Origin of the sequence: Streptomyces sp. NPDC058701, assembly GCF_042715295.1 — a bacterium.
GTDB lineage: Bacteria > Actinomycetota > Actinomycetes > Streptomycetales > Streptomycetaceae > Streptomyces.
In genome coordinates this window covers 1-21,445 of sequence record NZ_JBHXSY010000016.1, presented here as the reverse complement: position 1 = coordinate 21,445, position 21,445 = coordinate 1, and the positions used below count along the sequence as shown (strand labels likewise).

The window sequence follows — 21,445 nt, the reverse complement described above, 5'->3', positions numbered from 1 at the left end:
GTCAGGTCAGGGCCAGGCACCTGCGAAGTCGATCTGCTCGGCCCACTCCGGGTGGTCTATCAACGGATTGCGGTTGCCTTGCATCTCTGCTATCGCCGCGTTGCGGTGCTGCTCGTAAATGCCCGCCGGATGGTCCCTGTGCCAGTTCAGCAAGAGCTCGAGGCCGCCCCGCTGGAGCTCGCGCGCCTCGTCGCCGATCATGCCGGGATAACGGAGCAAGAAGTAGAGCGTCGCCCTGGCGACCGGTCCCTTGCCCTTCGAGGGCTCGAACTTCGCCGGTTCCCGGCGCCCGCAGGCGTGCCGAACGGCCTCGTCGAAGTCCGGGAAGTCGAAGTAGGGGATGTTTCCGCGGAAGCTGTTGCACGCCGACTCGCAGGCGAAGAGATGGTGCAGGTCCCCGCGCATCGGCTCCTTCTTGGCGAACCAGGACTGGGGCACGACGTGTTCGCAGTTGAAGGGCAGTGACGCCTCCAAGAGGTCGAGCTCGGCTTCGATGGCCTCCCGGCCGGGCGCGCTCTCGTGGAGCATGAACTCCTGCCAGCGTCCGATCCGGGCGGCCTCCACCGCCGCGTCGGCCGCTATGAGCTCCTGTGGGGTGAAGCCTTTGTCCGAGTAGATGCCGCGGAGCTTCTCGTCGGGGTGCAGGTCCACCCACGGGTAGAGCAGACGCATCGGCTTGTACGCCGGCCGCCGCTCGTGCGTGGACTCGAGACGCTGGGTGAGCGCGAGGCGCAGGCCTGTGGGGTTGCCGGGGTGAATGCCCGCATAGTAGGCGTCGCGTGCCGTCAGGTCCGCGGCCTCGTCGTAGTAGGGGCGGGCCCTGAAGGCCGCGAGGTTGACCATGGCGGCTGCCAGGTCCCGCTCGGCCGGCGACTGGCCGTCGATACTTCCGATCCCGGCCAGCGACCTGCCGTACGAGGGGGTGGTCGCACGGTGCGCCGGTTCAGCTGCAGGTGATTCGGCCCGGGGCTGCGGGGCGTCGGCGTCGAGGCTGACGCTGATGTGCAGGGGGACGCTCCAGCGGACGGCTCCTGTCGTGGCGGGCTGCTCGCCATTCCGGCCCCTCGTTGTGTTCTGGGGCGCGGCGCCATCCATCCGGTCAGTCAGGACCGTCGACGGCGAGGCTTCCACGGGGTGCAGGGACGAGCCGGCCGCAAACAGCTCCGCGCGGAGTGCTGCGGCAGCGCCGGACAGAGGGAACTGCTGGATCATGCCGAGGATGCGGCTGACCCGCACGCCCTCATTGGCCTTCCAGTCCACCCGGTGTTCCCCCATGCTCGGATGCCAGCGGGTTCCGTCGACGGCCAGCACGTTGCCGTCCCGGTCCTTGCGGGGAGCACCTGCGTGGTGCAGTGCCACGACCTCCCACTGGTCGTTGAACACCGGAGACCCCGAGGAGCCGCGCGCCGTGTCGGCCGCGTAGTGCACGAAGTCGTCCAGCACGTCCACAATCTGGTTGTCCCGGAGGGCGAGCTGCTTGGGCTCGCCGTTGGGGTGCTGGATGATGTTGACGAGTTCCCCGATGACGGCCTTGCCCTGAGCTTCCTTGAGCGGCAGTCTCCCGAAGGACGCCAGCGGCTGACCGTCTCGGGAGCGTTCGGAGACCGCAACCACGGTGAAATCGAGGTCACGGTGGGTGACGAAGAGGCTCTGCGGATCGAGCTGGAACACGACCGGAACGAGCGGCCGCCCGTCCAAGCCTGACTGGAAGTTGAACTCAACGACTCCGGCGGCCGCCTCCTCGGCGGAGCCCAGCACGTGGTTGTTCGTCATCAGAAGCGAGGGGGACACCAGGAAACCGGTTCCGTGGTGGGACGACCCGGGACTCCGGACGGTAATTCGCCCGACTGAGCGGGCGGCGAGGAAACCGCCTTCGAGGTAGTCGATTCCTATAAGATCGTTGCGGCCCATGAACCGTTCGAGCGTCAGCAGGTCGGTGCTGACCAGCTCGCGGTCCAGATCCAGGCTGGTACCGGTCGTGGCGGTCTCCGACGTCCGCTCGATCGCTGTGGCCATGGCCCAGTCGACGCCCATACGGTTCAGCCTGCTGTTGACCCGTTCCTGGGTGTCGGCATACAGGATGCCGTGCTGCTCGAGCGCCTCCATATGGCCGTCACGCTCCGCGGTACGGGTTGCGTAGCGCCGACTGGCATCCTCCACCTGCTCCAGGAAACCCGTGTCGACCTGTGACGACTGCTCCACTGTCATCTCGGCTCGCCTCCTCGGCGGCACTCTTCCGTGCTCAGATGTCGGAGTTCCTCCGTCATTTCAGTATGGGCACAGGGCTTGGGTGCCGCTCAGCCGAACAGCGGGACGTTGCGGAGTGGTTGTTGCGTCAATCTTTGAACCTTCTCCGAATTTCGGGATGGACGACGATCTCCCTGCTGCCCCGGCACCCGAGCCGTTGCGCGGGATGTTTCGACCGGACACAGAGTGGTTGAGACCACTTTCCCCGTGTTTGCTGACTTCGGCTTGTCAGGAGCAATAGTCAATTCTCGTGGATCACCGCAGGGAGCCTCAGGTGGCCCGCAGCCATTGTTCGAGGGCTTCGAAGTCTTCGTTGGTGAGGCCGCGGGACGGCGCGACGCGGTGGAGGAGGGCCGGGGTGGGGTGGTGGGTGGACACCCAGTCCCGATCGGCGTCGGTGATCTCATCATCGACCCAGATGAACGGGCGTCCGTCCGCCCATGCCACCAGGGTCCGGGTCTTCCAGTGGAGCCCGAACCACTGGTCCTCGCGTTCCTGCGCGTCGGAGTGTTCCGGCCAGTGCACGACCGGCAGGGGCGGCAGGCCGAGCCGCGGTGCGATGTCAGTGTTCGCCGCCTCCTCCCAAGTGGTGGCCCAGACCAGCTCGCACGGCAGTGCCGCGAGGCGGGGCCCGGCGTGCGGGTCGAGCCGCGTCAGATGCGAATCTGTCGCGGTGCCTGACGGCTTGCGCTGCGGGCCGTCGCCGAACGGCAGGAGAGGTCCGTCGACGTCCAGAAACAGCAGAGGGCGTTTCTTGCGCTCACTCATGCTGCAGCGTCCGGCTCACGCTCGACCAGGACGCCGCGTTCGAAGCGGGCGCCGTTGCGCATCAGGGCGACGAGGTGGGGTGCGGTGATCGCGCGCCAGCGGGCCCGGGCGGACTCGGCGAGCTTGAACACCATCGCCTGGGCCGCCGCCGGGCTGCCGGCGCCGCGGGTGACCTTGGTCCGCAGCTTTACCGTGCTGAAGGTCGACTCGATCGGATTTATCGTGCGCAGGTGGATCCAGCGCTCGGCCGAGAAGTCGTAGAACGCCAGGAGTTCATCGACGTCTTCGGTGATCTTCTTGACAGCCTTCGGCCACTTCGCGCCGTAGGCGCGCCCGAAGTCCTTCACCGCCTTCTCGGCGTGATCGCGGTCCTCGGCGTTGTAGATCTCCTGCAGCGCCCTCTTCGCGCCGGGCTGGGCCGATTTCGGCAGGGCGTTGACCACGTTCCCAGTTTTGTTACCCCAACACCTTTGATGTCCGGCCTGCGGAAACACCTCGGCCAGGGCCCGCCACAGACCCATGGCTCCGTCGCCGACGACGAGCTCGGGATCGCGCATGCCGCGCCGGCGGCAGTCCCGCAGGAGGTCGGCCCAGGACGCGGCCGACTCGCGCAGGCCCTCAGCGAGCGCGATCAGCTCCCTTCTGCCGTCGGTGCGCACTCCCATGAGGACCAGGACGCAGGAGCTGGGCTGGCCGAGGCGGACCTCGGGGTGAACGCCGTCGGCCCACACGTACACGTAGTCGGATCCGGACAGGTCCCCGTCCTGGAAGGCGGCATGGTAGTCGCCCCATTGCTTGGTAAGCCGGGTCACCGTGGCTGGCGAGAGCCCCGCGGCCGAGCCGAGGAACTGCTCCATTGCAGGCACGAAGTCGCCGGAAGGCAGACCGTGCAGGTAGAGCAGGGGCAGGACCTCGCTGATCTTCGGGGACCTTCGGCACCAGGGGGCGAGGATCTTGGACGAGAACCGCTTGCGCTCGCCCGTCTCGCCATCGACCCGCTTGTCGTTCACCCGGGGTGCCTTCACCGCAATCGGCCCTGCGGCGGTGGTCACCGTCCGCTCGCGGTGGCGGCCGTTGCGGACCACCAGACGGCGACCGGCCTCGTCCCGCTCGCCCGTCAACTCAGCAATGTACGGGTTGACTTCGGCTTCCAGGGCCGCGGCGAGCATCCGACGGGCTCCCTCACGGACGATGTCGTCCATCAGGGAGCCGCTGTGGGTGGTGCCCTCCTCATTGACTACGCTCAGCACGGGCGTGCCTTCCCGACCGCGCTGCAACGCGGGCCTACTCGATGACCAGAAGTCGATCACTCGGGAAGGTGCGCCCTCCGCGTTCCGCGAGGCACCCCTCCCGAGTCCGATCCACAGGTCCTGAGCATTGCTCGCTTGTGTCAGGGTGAGGTTGGTGCGTCGAGGGTCAGGCTGGTGTCGGTTATGCCTGGTCCACGCGGCGGCCGACGCCTACGAGCCGCTCGCGACGCTGCCGGGCGCCGTCGACGTGACGCTGATCGACCACCAGTGCCGCGGGCTGGACATGGGCACGCGCGTCAACGCCTCCACTGAGGAGTCCGAAGGCGCCTGCTACACCCATCGTTTATTGACGATCACGAACCCGGCCCGCGCGGACCCCGGATCGCCTTCAAAACATCGTCGTCGACCGCTGGATGCCGGTGGCCCGGGTCGGGGCCGCGACAGCGCCCGGCTTCCGGAGCGCGGCAACGAGCGTGACCTCGGCGCCGTACGGGTGCGGCTGGGCTCCGTCGGCCTTGCCCTGTAAGAGCGGGTCGCATGGGGTGAACGGCGCGGTGGTAGGCGCCTTCTCTTAGGTCAGAACCTGTCCTATATCGCCTCTACCCTGCGGTTTATGGAGAAATACAAGGACGGTGTCGAGATTCTTGTCCCTGCGAGCCAGGCCGAATTGGAGGCGTGGCTCGACGAGTATCACGGGGAGCGGACCGCGCTCTGGGTGAAGATCGCCAAGAAGCACACCGGCATCCCGTCGCTCACCTGGGGAGAGATGGTCGACACGGTGCTCTGCTTCGGCTGGATCGACGGTGTGCGGCACGGCTTCGACGACAGGTACTTCCTGCAGCGCACGACACCTCGCCGCCCCCGGTCACGTTGGTCGCAGGTGAACGTCGACAAGGCCGAGGTCCTGATCGCCGAGGGACGGATGCGTCCCCGCGGTTTCACCGAGGTCGAGACGGCGCGGGCGGACGGTCGCTGGGCGACGGCATACGCCTCGCAGAGCAACGCCACCGCACCTCCGGATCTCGTCGAGGCGCTCGATGCGAACCCGACGGCGCGGGCGTTCTACGGGACGCTCGGCAAGTCCGACCGGTTCGCCCTGTATCTCGGCTTGGTCAGTGCCCGCACCGAGAAGACCCGGGTGGCCCGACTGGAGCGGATGGTGGCGGCGATGGCGAGGTCCGAGCGGCCGTCATGATCAACTGTATCGGGAGCCTAGCGGGCCCGGCATCCGCTCAGAAAAGGCCCTCGGTGGATAACGCACCCGCGCGAGCGGCCGGATTCACCGCAGAAACGCCTGCATCCTGCAGACGGCCGCGACGGGAGACCGGCCGGTGACGGCCCGCCGGCTCGTCGGTCTCCAGCAGGTCGGGGTCGACCTCGGCACGTCCTGCCGCAGATGGGCCGCAGGACCGCCGTAGTCCACCAGGCCGTCGCCGCGAAGATCGCGCGTGCGAAGGTGGAGGGCACCGACCGGTGGGCCGCCCTCGTTCGTACGACGATGCCGGCGGGCCTGGTGCGCGACGCGATCCTGGCCTCCCCGGCATGGCCGGACATGGCGGCCGCGATGGACCGGCTCGACGCCCGTCGTGTCGACTTTGTCCCGGCTGGCATCGGCTCGCACGGGGGCATGGATGTGTGTGAACTGCGGGACTGTGTGCGAAGAATCCCGCAGAACAGTTGTTACTTGATCAACTAGTGCTGTGACCGGGAAGGTTCACCGGGGTGCTCGTTGTGCTGGTTGGAAATGACTTCTCCAACCAGCGTGGGGAGGCGGTATGGCGCAACCGGTCCGGGTTCGCGGGCTGACCGAGCGGGAGGGCCGGAAACTCCAGCACATCGTCCGGCGGGGCAGTACGAGTTCGGTGCGGTTTCGGCGGGCGATGATGTTACTGGCCTCGGCTGCTGGAAGCACGGTCCCGGTCGTAGCCCGCCTGGTCCAGGCAGACGAGGACACCGTCCGCGATGTGATCCACACGTTCAACGAGACCGGGCTCGCATGCCTGAACCCCCGATGGGCGGGGGGTCGTCCCCGCCTTCTCGATCGTGACGACGAGGACTTCGTCGTCCAGACGGCCGCCACCCGCCCGACCGTGTTGGGTAAGCCCCTCACTCGCTGGTCGATCCGCGAGCTCGCCGATCACCTGCGGCGCAACCGTGCCCGCCCCGTCCTCATCGGCCGGGAGCACTGCGGTGCCTAGTCGCCCGCCGCGGGGTCTCCTTCCAGCGCACGAAGACCTGGTAGGAGTCCCCGGACCCCGACTTCGACGCCAAGCCCGCCCGGATCGAGTACGCGATCAACGAGCGGCTGGACCGCACGTTCGCGTTCGGCGAGTTCGGCCCCCGGGGAATCCGCCCCACCGCCGGCTCCTGCTGGGCCGAGAAGACAGGGCCGAACCGTCTGCCGGCCACCTGCCGGCGCACCCACGGCATCACCTCCTTCCACGGCTGCTACTCCATCGGCGACGATCAGATGTGGGGGATCAACCGGCGTCGCAAGAGCATCGACCACACCTGGGCCGCCTTGAGAACGATCCGGGCGGCCCGACCGGACGGCGCCCTGATCTACGTGATCCTCGACAACCTCTCCGCCCACCTGAACTGGAGAATCCGCAGGGGGGCGGCCCGGAACAAGGTCGAGCCGTGCTTCACCCCGACCCACGCGTCCTGGGCCAACCCGATCGAGGCCCACTTCGGACCGCTACGGCAGTTCACCCTGGCCAACTCGAACCATCCCCACCACACCGTCCAGACCCCAGCCCTGCACGCATACCTGCGCTGGCGCAACAAGAACGCCCGCCACCCCGACGTCCTCGCAGCCCAACGACGCGAACGCGCCCGTATCCGCAGCGAGAAAGGCATCCGCCGGGGCGGACGACCACTACCCGTCGCGGCCTGACCGCTCAACCCGGTGAACCTTTCCGGACACAGCACTAGGCTGATGCACGTCATCCCTGGTTGCTGGCGCCGAATCGGGATCGATACTGTGTGATGCATCAACCATTGCGTCGGCGCTCAGTGCTGCACGTCAACATCGAGTGGGGGAGTGCCATGAGCGAGGGGACCGCCGCGGACCCGGTGGGGACGGCTCAGCGGATCAACGCCCTCCTCGAAGGCGCCGGCCTCGACAGCCGAGACGTGCTGCGAGTGGAGGGGGAGGGCGGCCTCTCCTACGCCTCGGGGCTGCCCGTGGAGCACGTGCAGGCCCTGTTGCGCGGTGAGCCACTGCCGCAGGAGGCCGATGGTGAGGGCGACGCGACGGAGGAGCGGCACCGCCGCGTGGTGTCCCGGATCGTCTTCCTGCGCCGAACGCGCCTGCGGGCCGCGCCGGACGGCGGTCGGCGTGCGTACTCACTGGCGGAGATCGCCGTCGGTGCGGGCACGAGCGCGCAGTGGCTCGACAAGCTGATCAAAACGGGGAAGGCCCCCAACCTCGATCACGCGGCCGGGATCGCAAGCTTCTTCGGGGAGAGCATCGAATTCCTCGTCGCCGAGCCCGCCGAGGCCCTGGACCGAGTCCTCCAACTGATCCACAAGGACCTCCTGGAGAAGACCGTGGCGCGTCAGGACGAGGACATCCGGCGCCTCAGGGGCACCCGGGCCGATGGATCGGCCGGCGCGGACCCCGGCGTCGTCGCGTACGCCGCGCGTGCACTCGCCGAGGTTCCGGACGACACCGCGCAGCCCATCATCGCCTTGATCGAGTCCATCGCCCGCCGTTCGCGCGAGGAGCGGGCGCGGGAGAACGCGTCCGGCGGGGACGCCTAGCGGGTTCCCGTCCACGACGGGCTGGAGAACCTTCCTGACCAGGGGCTATGCGCCCCGGCCCGTGTTGCCCGTGCCCACCGCAGTGGCCTATTGTCGCGGCGGTCGTTGTCGTGCGACTCGCCACGGGATACCCGAGCGGCGGCCACCGGCGGGGGCGTCAGTGGTATGAACTGACAGAATGTCGCGCACGGTTCATGAGTCCGAGGAAGCGCGGTGTGAGCCGAGTTGCGTCTGGGTGGGGAAGAAATGTGGGACGAGATGATGACATCCCGCACGATGAAGCGTCATCGCGATGAGCTGTTCGCGGGGGCCATGCGTCCGGTCGATCAGACCACGCATGACCTGATGCGTTCGGTCTGCGCCCATCTGACGGAGGCGGACGGGCGCCAGGTGCGCCTCATCCTGGAGCCGTTCCCCCCGGACACCGTCAGTGGGCTGTGGCTCGACCTGGGCGATCACGAAGTGGTCGTCGTGGAGAAGAACACCCTGCCGCTCCACCAGATGGTGATCCTGGGGCACGAGTTGTGGCACCGCAAAGAGGCGAGCCTCGGTCGCCGCAGCGTGAAGGGAACCGACGGAACCGACGGAACCGACCGGGCCGTCGCCGCGGCGGCGCGCATGCTCGGAGACCGGTGGAACCTCGGTGACGCGGTGTCGTACGTCTCGGCGCGCACCGACTACGACCTGGAAGAGGAACGGCGCGCGGAGAAGTTCGGCCGGCTGTTGGCCGCGAAGTTCCTGCCCTTCCTCCTCGGCGCGCGCAGCAGTACGCCGCCCGACGCGATGGTCGGTCGCATCCGGGCGGCGCTGGGACGCTGACGATGCAAGACGGCGCCAACTACTACATCCCCGCCGCGGTACTGGGCACGGCCGTGCTGGTGAAGTCACCGGCGCTCGTGCGGGGGTGGCGCGAACCGGCGGTCAGGGCGGTGCACGCCCTGTTGCTCCTGCCCTGCGCGGGGTTCCTCCTCTCCGCTCCGCCCACCGTCACCGCGGTCAACCGGATCACCGGCATCAGCAACCTCTCCGCCCTCCTCGTCCACTGCATCATGACGGCCTATGCGTGCGCGTCCCTGGTGCTGTTGGTCCACTGGCGGGCGGACGCGACGGAGTCCGCCCGTACGCGCCGGCGCGTACGGGGGTGGAAGGCCGGCTGCGCAGTGGTGATCGCGGCCCTCGTAGGGCTCTTCGCCCTTGCGGACGTCCCGTCGGAGCGGCCCCGCGACTTCGACACCTACTATGCGACCACGCCGTTCGTGAGCGAGATGCTCGTGCTCTACCTGCTGGCGTACGTCGCCGCCGGCGTGGCCACGACCGGCCTGTGCTGGAGCTGGATGCTCGACATCGGCAGGAAGGCCGACCCCGAGGAGAGGACGGCGCTCGACACGTCCCTGTGGGTGGGGCTGCTGGTGCTGGTGGTCGGAGGTCTGGGCAACGTCATCTTCGGCCTGTTCAAGCTGACCGCCATCGCCGCTCGTTGGGCGGGCCGGGACTGGGACGCGCTCAACGAAGGCCTGTCGCACTTCATGTCGGCCAGCGGGACCGTGATCGGAGTGGGACTCCTCGTGCCGGCGTACGGACCCGGGCTGATCGACCGGGTCTGGCACCCGCTGTTCTCCCTCGCCGCCCTGCGGCCGCTGTGGCGTCTGGTCCGGCGTTCCGGTCCCACCCCCGGACGCACGATGTTCCTTCCTCCGTCCTGGTACGCGGGTCCCGAGCAGGTGCTGCTCTACAGGATGACCACCATCCACGACTGGATGTTCGAACTGGGCGGCCACTGCTCGGGCGCGGTACGCGAGCGCGCCTACCGGGAGAGCCGTGCGCGAGGGGCGGGGGAGCGCGAAGCGGTGGCTGCAGGTCTCGCCGCCATGTTCACGGCCGCGGTCGAGGCCCGCGCCCGCAACGCGCCACCCTCGACGGAGGAAGGCGTTCTCGCGGCGGCCGCCGTGCGCGCGGCGGAGGCGGGGGACCGTGACCTCCTCGGGTCGATCTCGCAGGCCCTGGCGGTCGGGCCGGAGGTTGCTCCGGGACGGCGTATGCGGGCGCGTGGGCATGTCGGCAAGGGGGCCCACCCCCGTGGGGTCCCTCGCTGACGGATGGGTTCCAGGCAGACGCTAGTCGCTCACGGCCGGTAGATCAACTCGCATTGATCGATCATCAACGGCAGTTGAGTGCGATCGGTAAGCGCGAGTGCCCCGACGCGGACGCCCTGAGGGGCAGCGGTGACGCCGCCGTCTCTCAGGGCTCCTCAGTGCGCCGCCTTTCAGTGCGCCAGGCGGTTGACGATCGCGCCGAACCCGTCGAACGCGGCCTTCGTGAGCGTTCCGGCGGCGTGCGAGACGCCCGGGATCTTGGCGACCAGTTGCCCCTTCCCGAAGGTGATGAGGCTGAGCGCCGCGACGCCCGCGGACTGCTGGAACTTGTCGCTCTTCCAGCCGTAGCCCATGCCGGCGCAGAAGGCGCTCGCGAGGTCGAGTCCGACCGTGGTGATGCTGAGGCCCTCAGCCAGCTGGACCAGCGGCCCGGCCCTGAGGGCCACACCGGCGACACCGGCGACGACGGAGGCCACCCCGGTGTGGAAGGCCCACTCGTGCGTGGTGTGGGACCAGTGCTGCCAGTCCGACGTCGACATGCCGAGCTTGACGGAGTCGTGCTCGGGGGCGTCGGCCGGATTCGTCTTGGCGGCCTCGGCCGACGCCATCTGCTGCGCCGCCGCCTGGGCGGCTGCCGCATTCTGGCTGTCCCGCTTCTGAGTGGCCACCCGACGGGCCTCACTGGCCGAGGCGGCCGCCGCCACCGCGTTCTCGCCCGCCGCGATCGAGGAGGAGTGGGCCCGGGCCGCGGACTCCTTGGCCCAGTCGGCGGAAGCGCGCGCATCGCGGGCGGAACTCAGGGCCTGGTTGGCAGAGAAGTTCGCCGCTCGGGATGCCGCACGGGCGTTCGACGCGGCCTGCTTCGCCTGGTTGGCCGAGGCCTGGGCCTTGCGGGAAGACTCTTCGGCCTGGTCCGCGAAGGCGTCCGCCTTCTTGGCGGAGACATCGGCCCGAGCAGCCGCCTCCAGCGCTTTCCCCGCCCACATCTGCGCGTCCTGGCCGGCCTTGCGGGCGGTGGCTGCGGCTTCCTGGGCGCGGGCGGCATCCTCCTGCGCCTTGTCGGCGATCTTCGCGGCCGCGGCAATGGCACCTTGCATGGCCGCGACGTGGGTGGCGAAGTCGTGGTCGAGCTGCGCGGTTTCGTACTGGACGGTGGCGATGAACCTGCGGCGCATCCACGAGGGACCCTCGAGCACTGCCTGGGCATGGGCCTTGGTGTACGGACCCGCGGTGTTGAGGAGGGCGGCGATGGCCACCGCGTCGTCCTCCCGCTGCGCCGTCTCGAACGTGCCGAGAAGGAACTCGTACAGAGCCTGGGGTGTTCCGGCGTTCAGCGCGGCTCCGGCCGCAGCGGCCACCGCGCGGCCGGGGTTCTCGGTCAGCAGGCGTGCGACCAGGACGCGGTTGTCCATGGCCGCGGCCTGGATCGCACCGGTGCGCAGGAACGTCGCAGGTGCCTCGGGATCGGTGCTCTGCAACGCCGCGGTCGCCGCGAAGCCGACCTTCGAAGAGGAGACCCGGGCGAGATGCACAGCCGTCTCCCGGTCGTCCTGCCGCTGCGCGATCTGCCGGTCGCTGTCGATCCACACGTGGATGTCGGCGTCCGCGCCCGCCAGGGCGAACTGTGCCGCCTGCCGGGACCAGATGCCGTAGGAGTCGATGACGGCGACAGCGGCCTTGCGGCCCGCGGCGGTGGCTGCCGTCAGGTCCCCGGCCCGAAGTGCCGCTTCGGCCTGCGCGATGAGGCTCTTGGTCGCCTGGGAGGTCTGCTCGGCCTGGCTGCGCTTCGCCTTGATCGCCGCCGCCTCGCGGGCTTCGGCATCGGCGAACAGGCGCATCTCCTCGGTCGCCCGGAGCCTTTCGTGGTCCAGCCGCTGCTGCTCGGCCTCGCGCGCGTCCTTCTCCACCTTGATCGCCTGGACGACCGCCTCGGTGGCCAAGTCGGCCGCCTTGCTGGCCTCGTTGGCGAACTCGGTGGACTTGTTGGCGTGGTCGATCGCCTGGCCGGCGTACGTGACGGCCCACTCGGCGGCCTCCGCGGCCTTCAGTGCGTGGGCGGCGGCACTGCGGGCCGCGTCGCGGGCATTGCGCGCCGCGGCCGCGGCCGCGTTCGCGAGGGCCTGGGCCGTTCCGGCGGCGTTCGTGGCGACTTCGGCGTTCACCTTGGCGATCTGAGCGTGTCGGACGGCCTTCGCGGCTTCCGCTTCGGAGACACCGGCCGACCGCTCCGCAGCGCGCTGGGCGTCCGCCGCCGTGGCGGCGGCCTCGCGAGCCGCGCCGGCGGCCTTGCCGCCGATGTCGGCGGCCGACTGCGCGGCGCTGGCGGCCAGGTCGGCCAGGTCGGCCGTGAGGAGCGCGAATGAGGCGACCTTCCTGCAGAAGGCGGCGTCCTCCTTGGCCTTGGCGGACTTCGTCTCGTCCCTGGAGGCGGCTTCGGCCGAGGTGAACGCCTTCGTGGCTGCCCTGCCCGCGGCGGCTGCCGCCTGGCTCGCCGCCATGGCGGCGTTCGCGGCGCGACGAGAAGCCTGAATGGCGGCGTTGGCGGCGTTGGTGGCCATGCGGGCCGCGTCGGCCGCGCCCTGCGCGGCCTCCCCGGCTTTGCGGGCCGCCCTGGCGGCCTTCACTACGTCGTTCTCCGCCGCGCGGGCTTCGGCTTCCGCGGTTTCGGCGGCCTGCTTGGCCTTGGCCGCGGCTTCCACGGCCCGGGCGCAGGCCTCTTCGGCCTGCTTGGTCTTCGCTTCGGCCGTCTTGCCTTCGCGCGCCGCTACGGCGACGAGCTCCTCGATCTGAGAACGCTCCTGATCGCGGGCGCGCGCGATGTGCTGACCGGTGTCGAGGAACCAGTCGAGATCGTACTCCGTGCCCGAGAGGGCCCTGTTGGCGTACTTCTGCACCTCGGGGCCCGCCAGCGTCAGCAGCTTGGCGGTTTCGAAGCGCATGTCCTCCAGGCCGGCCTTGAACTGGTCGGCGGTCAGGAACTTCTCCAGCGCCGCCTTCGAGCCGTCGTTGAGGGCCGCGTTGCCCGCCTTGGCCACGGCCTTGCCGCCGGTGGCCATCACGGTGGCGGTGGCCACCCGCAGGTCCTCCATGTGGGCCGGCTGGAAGCCGCCCTCGAGGAAGGCGGAGACGGCGGAGTCGCCGCCGTTGAGCGCGGCAGTCGCCTCGCGGCGGGTGCCCTTCCCGACCGTCGCGAGACGGCTCAGGATCGCGGCCCGGTTGTCGACCGCGGTCTCCGAGGCGAGTTTGACGGTCAGGAAGTTCCGCACATCGGCGTCGGAGCCGGTCAGGGCGGCCGCGGCCGCGGCACGTACGGCCGTCCCGCCCAGGACCCATGCCTTGACGACCTTGGCGCGGTCGGTGTCCGGCAGGAGGAACGGGTCGGCTTCCGGGGGTGGCGTATCGGCCCAGGCGGCCGTGGGGTTGAGAACGAGGCTGGAGGTGGTGACGACGGCCGTGGTGGCCGCGATGGCGCCGAGAATGCGCCGCCTATTCCAATAAATGGTGTCCAAAACGATCCTTTGCTATCGGCACATGGCGCGCGGCAAAAGAATGCGGCGGAGCCAGGGCGGCAAGGTGTGATTCGCGTTCAAAGCGCCGGACTGCGCATCGCATGACGGGGCCCGGAAGGCGCGCAGCATGACCTTACGGGAGCCAAGCGCTGATGGCTAGACTATAGATGATGCCGAATCAACTGCCGATGATTCACCCTGGTCCGATGCGTCCGGCGGCTGACGTCATCGCTCGGCGAACCAGGCAACGGCCCGGCAAACTGCCCATATCGGCCGTTCGGGTGGGGAGGTTCGGTGTGATTCAGATCACCGATCGGCGGGGAGTTGGTGCCCTCTTCCTGCGACGCGCACCCCTGCGAAGCCCGGCGCAATGCGGCCCGCGGTCATCCGCATTGGCATCCGTAACGCGTTGACGGAGCCTCATGTGCCTTTCTCTGGACTTGATTTCCGATCCAGACATGAGGTTAGGATCCGGAGGAAGTTGGGGGCTTCCGGGGAGAGATCGCCCGTAGTTGGCGTACCTCCTGTCGGTTGGACACGAGCCTTCGCATCCGAATGAATTTTCTTCCGGGCAAGTCGCCCGAACTGAAGACTGGGGTAGGGATGAAGGCACGCAAGAAGCTCGTCCGCACGGTGGCCGCGGCCACGGCCGCCGGAGCGCTGGCCTGGCTGGCGGTCACCGGCGCGGGCGCCGCCGCCGGCGGAGCGGCCACGGGTGCCATCGCGATGAAGGGCGTGGCCGAGGAGGGCCCGGGCTACGCCATCGAGGACTTCGGCTACCCGAACGCCGACAAGATCCTCGCCGAGCAGAACATCACCCTCAAGCGCGGTGACGGCCACATCCTCCTCGCCGACTGTGCGAGCGCGACCAACCTCATGGAGATATGGTCCCGCTCGCAGCAGAAGATCTGCTTCCGGGTCACCGGGACCAACGGGTACCTCGCCCTGGAGATCCCCGCGGTCTTCCTCATCAAGGGCAGCGAACACTCCGCCAAGGTCGACATGCAGGTCGGCACGGAGGAGAAGACATGGGACGTCGCGAAGGACTCCTGGACCTCGGTGGGCGAGAGCGCCGACGAGCACGGCCGTGAGTTCATGCTCATGGAGATCCGGACCTCCAAGTAACACCTGCTCGTGCCTGGCGGGGATCAGCCAGGCACCGCAGGCACGGCCGCCGGACGCGCGTCAGGCAGGCACCCGATCGCTTCCCCATGCACTCTTCACCGAAGGAAGAACCATGCACGCACCCCGTCTGCGCCCGGCGCGGATCGCCGGTCTGGTCTCCGCCACCGCGGTTGCCGCCGGACTGGTTTCCGCCGCTCCTGCTCTCGCGGTGAACGGCCCCGAAGCACCGGACGAGTTCAAGAACCAGGCCGTCGTGAAGCTGGTCATCGGCGACGAGACCAACTCCCGTGGCTGTACGGGGGCCCTGCTCGACGAAAACTGGATCCTCTCGGCCGCCAGTTGCTTCGCCGGCACTCCCGGTGCCTCGGTTCCGGCCGGAAAGCCGGCGATGAAGTCCGTGGCCACGCTGGCCGACGGCAGGACGTTCGAGGTCATCGACCTCGTGCCCCGTACCGACCGCGACCTCGTCCTGGGCCGCCTGTCCGGAGCCGCCACCGGTGTTCCGTGGGCGAGGATCGCCCAGGGCGCCCCCGCAGTCGGCGCGAACCTCACCGCCGCCGGGTACGGACGTACGAAGACCGAGTGGGTCCCCGACAAGCTCCACAAGGGCACCTTCACCACCAACGCGGTCGACACCGGCACCGTCACCATCACGGGCAAGGGGACCGACGCCATCTGCAAGGGTGACACCGGGGGCCCGCTCTTCAATGCCGACGGCTGGCTCGTCGGCGTCAACAGCCGTTCCTGGCAAGGTGGTTGCTTCGGTATTGCGGCCACCGAAACCCGGACCGGGGCCATCTCCGCGCGCGCCGACAACCTGAAGACGTGGGCCGCGGAGGTCCGCTCGTCGACCGAAGGCTGGAAGACCGAGGCCGTCGTACAGGCCGGGAGTTCCGTCTACCAGGGCATCGAGCTGGCCGACGGGTCCTGGACCGGGTTCACCGACGTCCAGTCCAAGGCGGGCAACATCGGCGGAGTCCGCACGGCCACGGTCGCGGGGATCAACAGCGACACCCACGTCGTGGCGCTCAGCAACAACGGCCGGATCCACCACACCGTCCGCAGGGCGGACGGCTCGTGGTCCGCGTTCGGAGACGTCGGCAGCCAGGCCGGTGTCCTCCCCAACGTCACCCAGCTGTCCGCCGTCTCCACCGGCAGCGAGATGCAGGTCATCGCGGTCTCCAACGGCAAGGTCTTCCACACGGTGCGCCGAGCCGACGGCACCTGGGCCCCCTTCGGTGATGTCGCCGCCGTGAGCAGCCCCATCAGCGGCGTGACCTCCGTCGCCACGGCCAGCACCGGGGGTCAGCTGCAGGTCGTCGCCGTGACCGGCGGCAAGGCCTACCACACCCTCCGTACCACGGCCGGTCACTGGAGCGTCTGGGGCGACGTCGCCCAGGCCGCCGGGGCCACCGGCCCGATCAGCTCCGTGGCCATGGCCGGACTCGGCGGCACCGCCCACATCGTGATCGCCACCGACAACGGCACCCGCCAGTACCACGCCGGGCGCTTCGGCACCGGCAGCTGGGCGCCCTTCAAGGAGCTGACCGCGCACCTCGGCAACATCACCGTCAAGTCGGTGGGTGCCGCTGGTGTCGGCCACAACCTCGAGATCGCCTTCACCACCAGTGACAACCGCGTCGTGCAGACCGCCCGCATCTCCGCCGGGATCATCTTCACGAACCCGGTCACCGTGCCCACGATCGAGGGCATCGGCGCCACCCCGCTCGGCTCCATCGCCATGGCCGGCACGCTCTGATACGTGCCCGTGCCCCACGCCCGCCCGCCGGCCCTTCCCGTCAGGGAGCCGGTGGGCGGGCACCGGCGTGCACGGATCCGGCGCCGCTGCACGGGGGCCGTCCTGGGGTTCGCGCCGACCGTGCCCTTCCTCCGCTCCCAGAAGTCCGGCAGGCAGTTCGTGGCGGCACTTCCCGTCGAGCACCCGGTAGCGGTACGAGCGCCCGGCGATCTCGATCCGCAGCGCCCGCCCGCGCGGCGTCACGGCCGGGTGGCGGCGCTTGACCTTGCCCGTCCACCCATCGGCGGTCAGCGTGATCCGGGCCAGGCGGGGCAGTTCGCGGAAGCCGTAGCCCCAGAAGGTCATCGGCGGGATCCCGGGGCCCGACACCCAGGCGCCGAGCTCCTCCCGTTGGGCGACGAGCAACCCGGTGAACCTTCCCGGTCACAGCACCAGGGATCGCCGCGCCGCGGGGCGCCGCCCCGCTCCTCCGGATGCGGGCGGTGCCCCGCGGCGCCAGAGTGGGTGCCATGGGAATAGACGACTACGGCGGCGGCCCCGGGGCCCAGCAGACGGGCGTCCTCGTCGTGACGACCAACGACGTCCCCGGCTACCGGGTCGAGCAGGTCATCGGTGAGGTCTTCGGCCTCACCGTCCGTTCCCGCCACCTGGGCAGCCAGATCGGCGCAGGCCTGAAGTCGATGATCGGCGGAGAGCTCAAGGGCCTCACCAAGACCCTGGTGGAGACCCGCAACCAGGCCATGGACCGGCTCATCGAGCAGGCCAAGGCACGCGGGGCCAACGCGGTGCTCATGATGCGCTTCGACGTCACCGACGCGGCCGACGTCGGGACCGAGGTGTGCGCCTACGGCACGGCCGTCGTCCTGGTCCCCGCCTCCGGCTGACGGGCCGGCGGGCCTCCGGCCCGTCAGCCCGTGAATCCGGGAGTCACCAGTCCCGATTCGTACGCGATGACCACCGCGTGGGTCCGGTTCTGCGCGCCGAGCTTCGTCAGCACGTTCCCGACGTGCGTCTTGACCGTCTCCAGTGTCACCGTGAGGGACTCCGCGATCTCCGGGTTGGACAGGCCGGTGGCCATCAGCCGCAGGACCTGTTCCTCCCGTCCCGTCAGGGCCGCCTTCGGCAGCGCTTCGGCGGAGTTCCGGGGACGGGCGGTGACCATCCGGCGCAGGGTGGCCGGGAAGAGGATCGCCTCTCCCGCCGCCACCACGCGCACCGCCTCCGCGATCTGCCGCACCGGAAGCCGCTTGAGCACGAAGCCGCTGGCCCCGGCACTGAGCGCGGCGGTCACGTAGTCGTCGTTCTCGAAGGTGGTGATCACCACGACCTTCGGGGCTCCGGGTGCGCCGTACGAGCCGGCCTGCCCGGCCGCGCTACCCGACGCGCCCGATCTGCCCGGTCCGGCGAGGAGGTGCCGGGTGGCCTCGATCCCGTTGCGGCGAGGCATCCGTACGTCCATCAGCACCACGTCCGGGCGCAGCAGCCGCGCCCGCTCGACCGCCTCCACACCGTCCGCGGCCTCTCCGACCACGGTGAGCCCGGGCTGCGCCGCGAGCAGGATGCGCAGACCGCTGCGGGTCACTTCGTCGTCGTCCGCGATCAGAAGGGTGACGGGTGCGGTGCCGGGATCGGTCACGGCGACCACCGTACGGGCAGGCTGACGGTCAGCCGCCAGTGCCGCGGGCCGTCCGGGCCGGAGTCGAACTCGCCGTGCAGCAGCCGCACGCGCTCGGCGAGGCCGGTCAGACCGTGCCCGGACGTCGGAAAGACATGCCCGTGCCTCCGGCCCGTAGCCCCACTCGTACCCGCGCCCTCACCCGCACCGATCGCGTTGACCACACCGAGTTCCAGTCCTTCCGGAGCGGCCGCCACGCGGACCTCGATCGGGCCGTCCGCGCCGTGCCGCATCGCGTTGGTCAGTCCTTCCTGGAGAATCCTGTACGCGGCCCGTGAGAGCGTCCCCTGCACCTGCGTCAGGTCCCCGGTCAGCTCCCACTTCACCGCCGCGCCCGTGTGCCGGACCCTGTCGCGCAGTTCGGGCAGATCGGCCAGGGTGCGGGTCGGCGCCGTCTCGGTCTCGTTCTCGCGCAGGAGGCCGAGCACGTAGTCCAGGTCTTCCAGCGCGGCCCGGGTGGAGTCCTCGATGCTGCGCAGGGCGGCGCGCGCCGCCACCGGGTCGGCGGCGAGCACCTCGCCGGCCACCGCGGCCTGGATCGTGGCGGTCGTCAGCGTGTGCCCTATCGAGTCGTGCAACTCGTGGGCCAGCCGGTTGCGTTCGGCGAGCCGCAGTTCCCGTTCGGCCGCCAGCGACAGCCGTTCGGCCGCGGAGGGGCCCAGGAGCCGGGGCGCCGACCACCGCAGAGCCTTCGTCACCAGCAGGCACACGACGGCGGCGACGAGCAGGCAGCCGCCCCCGACCACCCAGCTCTGCCAGCCGCCCTCCACCCGTACCGTCCGGCCGAACAGGCTCAGTCTCACCATGGCGTCGAGCCAGCCACCGGGCAGGGCCAGGCCGATGAAGAGCAGCAGCCCGCTCGTCAGCGCGCCCGTCCACCCGAGTGTCACGTGCAGCAGCAGCCAGAGCGGAGTGCGCCAGCGGTCGGCGCGGGACGCAGCGGCCGGAGCCGGCCCGGTGGGAGCCGGTCCGAGGAGCGAACTCCCCGACGGCCGGGCGGCGACCGGCTCGGGCAGTGACACCCTCAGCAGCCGCCGGGCGGACACGATCAGCACCCGCCGGGTGGTGCGGGCGAGACCGACCAGGCCGATCAGAGCCCCCCAGACGAGCAGGACCACGAGGATCTGCACGCCTTCCGGAGCCGATCGCCACACCAACGCCGGCACCAGCGCGAACGACAGCAGGGGAAGGCTCGCGAGGACGGCGCCATAGGCGAACAGCGCACCCGCGTACGTGGAGCGGCGCAGCAGCGGCCGGAGTCCCTTGATCATGATGGTCCAGTATGGACGGGCGGTCCCCTCGGAGCCTCCCCCCATCGGGGGAGATCGTTCTCCCCCCTTCCCGCGATGCGCACCGAAGCCCCGGGCGCCCATGATCGTGCCCTGCCCGATCGACGGGTGGCCGGACATAGCAACGGAGTTGACTCATGCGCGAACAGACAGGGCACCGAACCCCTTCCACCGGGCGGCGGAGCGGCGGGCGCCGCGGAGGCCTGGCCGCCGCAGCCGCGGTGGCCGCCGCCATCGTGACCGCCGGAGTCCTGGTGCCGGTCACGGCGTCCGCCGCCGCGCGGCCGGACAGCGTGCAGCACGGTCTGAACGCACTGGTACGGGACGGTCAGCCCGCCGCCCTGGCGACCGTCAGGGGCGGCGACGGCCGCACCCGGACGTACACGGCGGGGGTCGGTGACCTGGCCACCGGGGCGAAGGTGCCGAAGGACGGCCAAGTCCGGATCGGCAGCAACACCAAGACGTTCGTCGCGGTCGTCGTGCTGCAACTGGTGGGCGAGGGGAAGATAGGACTCGACGACAAGGTCGACACCCATCTCCCCGGACTCCTGCACGGAGACGGCATCGACGGACGGCGCATCACCGTCCGTCAGCTCCTGCAGCACACCAGTGGACTTCCCGACTACGGGCCGTACATCAGTGACGACGAGATCGCGCACCGGTACTTCGAGCCCCGGGACCTCGTGGACATCGCCCTGAAGCACAAGGCCGAGTTCGAACCGGGGAACCGGTGGAGCTACAGCAACACGAACTACGTGCTCGCGGGCCTGATCATCCAGAAGGTCACCGGCCGGCCCCTCGCCGAGGAGATCGACCGCCGTGTCGTCCAACGCATCGGGCTGCGGCACACCTACTTCCCCGCCCCCGGCGACAAGAGCATCCGGGAACCCCACCCGAAGGGCTACCGCGTGATGGCAGCGGGGGAGCTGCGCGACTCCACGCAGGTCGACCCGTCGGCGGGCGGGGCGGCTGGACAGATGATCTCCACCAACTCCGACGTCAATCGCTTCTTCACCGCGCTCCTCGGCGGCGACCTTCTGGAGCCCGCCCAGCTCGCCGAGATGCGCACCACCGTCCCGGTCGGGGACACCGGAGCCCACTACGGGCTGGGGCTCATGAGCAGGAAGCTGTCCTGCGGCGGCGTCTACTGGGGCCACGGGGGCGACATCGTGGGGTACGAGACGCGGGGCGGAGTGACCGACGACGGGCGCCGGGCCGCGAACATCGCGGTGACCAGCATTCCGGCCGAGATCTCGGGCACGCGGCGCGTAGAGGCGGTCGTGGACACGGCGCTGTGCCGCTAAGGGGCGCCCGCCGTCACGCCGCGCGGTAGGTCGCGTCCGTCGCGGAACTGAACATCGGCTACCGCCCGTAGGGGTGGAGCGGCAGACTGGACGCCGTGACCCTCATGGACAAAGGCGCCAACCTGCCGATCGCCGCGACCGGCGTCCGGGCCGTCCTCGGCTGGGCGGCCGGGCCCGGGGTGCCGGATGTGGACGCGTCCGCGCTGCTGCTGACCGCGCGCGGCCGCGTCCGTTCCGATGCCGACTTCATCTTCTACAACCAGCCCCGGCATGCCTCCGGGGCCGTGTGCCACCTCGGCAAGCGGCCCGGTGCCGACACGGTCGCGATCGACCTGGCCGCGGTGGAACCCGGTGTCGAACGGGTTCTGCTCTGCGCGTCGGCGGACGGCGGGACCTTCGGGCAGGTGCCCGGTCTCCACCTGGTCCTCCTCGACGCGGCGTCCGGGGTCGAGCTGGCCCGCTTCGACATGCGGGCGGGCCCGGAGACCGCGTTCGTGAGCGGCGAGCTCTACCGGCGCTCCGGTGCGTGGCGCTTCAGGGCCGTCGGCCAGGGGTACGCCAGCGGGCTGGCCGGCCTGGCGACGGACTTCGGCATCACCGTGGACGAGCCGCAGCCGCAGCCGCAGCCGCAGCCGCAGCCGCAGCCGCAGCCGCAGCCGCA

At 70.0% G+C, this 21,445-nt stretch carries 17 protein-coding genes and 1 pseudogene; 12 read left to right on the top strand and 6 right to left on the bottom strand.

From position 1 onward, the window contains the following. Positions 1–6: 6 nt before the first annotated feature. The 3 genes from ACFWW8_RS18985 to ACFWW8_RS18975 all read right to left on the bottom strand — a co-directional run bounded on the left by ACFWW8_RS18985 (position 7) and on the right by ACFWW8_RS18975 (position 4,265). Positions 7–2,208, bottom strand: coding sequence for an endonuclease (locus ACFWW8_RS18985; protein ID WP_386530116.1), 2,202 nt, complete (start codon positions 2,206–2,208; stop codon positions 7–9). Between the two features lie 309 nt (positions 2,209–2,517). Further along, positions 2,518–3,015: an HAD domain-containing protein gene (locus tag ACFWW8_RS18980; RefSeq protein WP_386530115.1), complete on the bottom strand. Its 498-nt coding sequence runs from the start codon at positions 3,013–3,015 to the stop codon at positions 2,518–2,520. Beyond that, entirely contained in the window at positions 3,012–4,265 is a 1,254-nt protein-coding gene (locus ACFWW8_RS18975; RefSeq protein ID WP_386530114.1) for an IS256 family transposase, read from the bottom strand. The genes ACFWW8_RS18980 and ACFWW8_RS18975 overlap by 4 nt, the downstream gene beginning before the upstream one ends. Before the next feature lie 154 nt (positions 4,266–4,419). On the opposite strand from ACFWW8_RS18975, the gene ACFWW8_RS18970 reads away from it, so the two are divergent. From ACFWW8_RS18970 to ACFWW8_RS18940, 7 genes and pseudogenes are all read left to right on the top strand, one after another. Continuing rightward, positions 4,420–4,791, top strand: coding sequence for a hypothetical protein (locus tag ACFWW8_RS18970; protein ID WP_386530113.1), 372 nt, complete (start codon positions 4,420–4,422; stop codon positions 4,789–4,791). 87 nt (positions 4,792–4,878) lie between these two features. Continuing rightward, positions 4,879–5,460, top strand: coding sequence for a YdeI family protein (locus ACFWW8_RS18965; protein WP_386530112.1), 582 nt, complete (start codon positions 4,879–4,881; stop codon positions 5,458–5,460). Positions 5,461–5,661: 201 nt separating this feature from the next. Continuing rightward, positions 5,662–5,961, top strand: coding sequence for a hypothetical protein (locus tag ACFWW8_RS18960; protein WP_386530111.1), 300 nt, complete (start codon positions 5,662–5,664; stop codon positions 5,959–5,961). 79 nt (positions 5,962–6,040) lie between these two features. Then, a pseudogene (locus ACFWW8_RS18955) lies at positions 6,041–7,161 on the top strand (IS630 family transposase). 152 nt (positions 7,162–7,313) lie between these two features. After that, entirely contained in the window at positions 7,314–8,030 is a 717-nt protein-coding gene (locus tag ACFWW8_RS18950; RefSeq protein WP_386530110.1) for a hypothetical protein, read from the top strand. A 246-nt stretch (positions 8,031–8,276) separates the two neighbouring features. Beyond that, positions 8,277–8,849 (top strand): toxin-antitoxin system, toxin component, encoded by a 573-nt coding sequence (locus ACFWW8_RS18945; protein ID WP_386530109.1) that lies wholly within the window; start codon positions 8,277–8,279, stop codon positions 8,847–8,849. A gap of 2 nt (positions 8,850–8,851) precedes the next feature. Continuing rightward, positions 8,852–10,123: a DUF6545 domain-containing protein gene (locus tag ACFWW8_RS18940; RefSeq protein WP_386530108.1), complete on the top strand. Its 1,272-nt coding sequence runs from the start codon at positions 8,852–8,854 to the stop codon at positions 10,121–10,123. 170 nt (positions 10,124–10,293) lie between these two features. Here ACFWW8_RS18940 and ACFWW8_RS18935 read toward each other — a convergent pair whose 3' ends face one another. Next, the gene (locus tag ACFWW8_RS18935; RefSeq protein ID WP_386530107.1) at positions 10,294–13,632 is read right to left on the bottom strand and encodes an ALF repeat-containing protein; all 3,339 of its coding nucleotides are present in this window, start codon (positions 13,630–13,632) and stop codon (positions 10,294–10,296) included. Positions 13,633–14,235: 603 nt separating this feature from the next. Here ACFWW8_RS18935 and ACFWW8_RS18930 point away from each other — a divergent pair. From ACFWW8_RS18930 to ACFWW8_RS18920, 3 genes are all read left to right on the top strand, one after another. Next, positions 14,236–14,757, top strand: a complete 522-nt coding sequence (locus ACFWW8_RS18930; RefSeq protein WP_386530106.1) for a hypothetical protein — start codon at positions 14,236–14,238, stop codon at positions 14,755–14,757. A 112-nt stretch (positions 14,758–14,869) separates the two neighbouring features. After that, positions 14,870–16,516: a S1 family peptidase gene (locus ACFWW8_RS18925; protein ID WP_386530105.1), complete on the top strand. Its 1,647-nt coding sequence runs from the start codon at positions 14,870–14,872 to the stop codon at positions 16,514–16,516. A 509-nt stretch (positions 16,517–17,025) separates the two neighbouring features. Next, positions 17,026–17,400: a YbjQ family protein gene (locus tag ACFWW8_RS18920; RefSeq protein ID WP_383919834.1), complete on the top strand. Its 375-nt coding sequence runs from the start codon at positions 17,026–17,028 to the stop codon at positions 17,398–17,400. Between the two features lie 23 nt (positions 17,401–17,423). Here the strand turns inward: ACFWW8_RS18920 and ACFWW8_RS18915 are convergent, their stop codons facing one another. Together ACFWW8_RS18915 and ACFWW8_RS18910 are read right to left on the bottom strand one after the other, a co-directional pair. Then, positions 17,424–18,152 (bottom strand): response regulator, encoded by a 729-nt coding sequence (locus tag ACFWW8_RS18915; RefSeq protein ID WP_386530104.1) that lies wholly within the window; start codon positions 18,150–18,152, stop codon positions 17,424–17,426. Then, positions 18,149–19,462, bottom strand: coding sequence for a sensor histidine kinase (locus tag ACFWW8_RS18910; protein ID WP_386530103.1), 1,314 nt, complete (start codon positions 19,460–19,462; stop codon positions 18,149–18,151). Before ACFWW8_RS18910 ends, ACFWW8_RS18915 begins: the two co-directional genes overlap by 4 nt. Before the next feature lie 155 nt (positions 19,463–19,617). On the opposite strand from ACFWW8_RS18910, the gene ACFWW8_RS18905 reads away from it, so the two are divergent. After that, positions 19,618–20,784, top strand: coding sequence for a serine hydrolase domain-containing protein (locus ACFWW8_RS18905; RefSeq protein ID WP_386530102.1), 1,167 nt, complete (start codon positions 19,618–19,620; stop codon positions 20,782–20,784). A 104-nt stretch (positions 20,785–20,888) separates the two neighbouring features. Beyond that, positions 20,889–21,445, top strand: a 557-nt coding sequence (locus tag ACFWW8_RS18900; protein WP_386530225.1) for a TerD family protein, incomplete at its 3' end; no start/stop codon positions are given.

Bases quoted from the DNA above. Each gene is read 5' to 3' on its own strand.
- ACFWW8_RS18940 (WP_386530108.1), top strand. From the start codon at position 8,852: ATGCAAGACGGCGCCAACTACTACATCCCCGCCGCGGTACTGGGCACG.
- ACFWW8_RS18945 (WP_386530109.1), top strand. From the start codon at position 8,277: ATGTGGGACGAGATGATGACATCCCGCACGATGAAGCGTCATCGCGAT.
- ACFWW8_RS18905 (WP_386530102.1), top strand. From the start codon at position 19,618: ATGCGCGAACAGACAGGGCACCGAACCCCTTCCACCGGGCGGCGGAGC.
- ACFWW8_RS18950 (WP_386530110.1), top strand. From the start codon at position 7,314: ATGAGCGAGGGGACCGCCGCGGACCCGGTGGGGACGGCTCAGCGGATC.
- ACFWW8_RS18930 (WP_386530106.1), top strand. From the start codon at position 14,236: ATGAAGGCACGCAAGAAGCTCGTCCGCACGGTGGCCGCGGCCACGGCC.
- ACFWW8_RS18965 (WP_386530112.1), top strand. From the start codon at position 4,879: ATGGAGAAATACAAGGACGGTGTCGAGATTCTTGTCCCTGCGAGCCAG.
- ACFWW8_RS18910 (WP_386530103.1), bottom strand. From the start codon at position 19,462: ATGATCAAGGGACTCCGGCCGCTGCTGCGCCGCTCCACGTACGCGGGT.
- ACFWW8_RS18960 (WP_386530111.1), top strand. From the start codon at position 5,662: ATGGGCCGCAGGACCGCCGTAGTCCACCAGGCCGTCGCCGCGAAGATC.
- ACFWW8_RS18920 (WP_383919834.1), top strand. From the start codon at position 17,026: ATGGGAATAGACGACTACGGCGGCGGCCCCGGGGCCCAGCAGACGGGC.
- ACFWW8_RS18985 (WP_386530116.1), bottom strand. From the start codon at position 2,208: ATGACAGTGGAGCAGTCGTCACAGGTCGACACGGGTTTCCTGGAGCAG.
- ACFWW8_RS18925 (WP_386530105.1), top strand. From the start codon at position 14,870: ATGCACGCACCCCGTCTGCGCCCGGCGCGGATCGCCGGTCTGGTCTCC.
- ACFWW8_RS18980 (WP_386530115.1), bottom strand. From the start codon at position 3,015: ATGAGTGAGCGCAAGAAACGCCCTCTGCTGTTTCTGGACGTCGACGGA.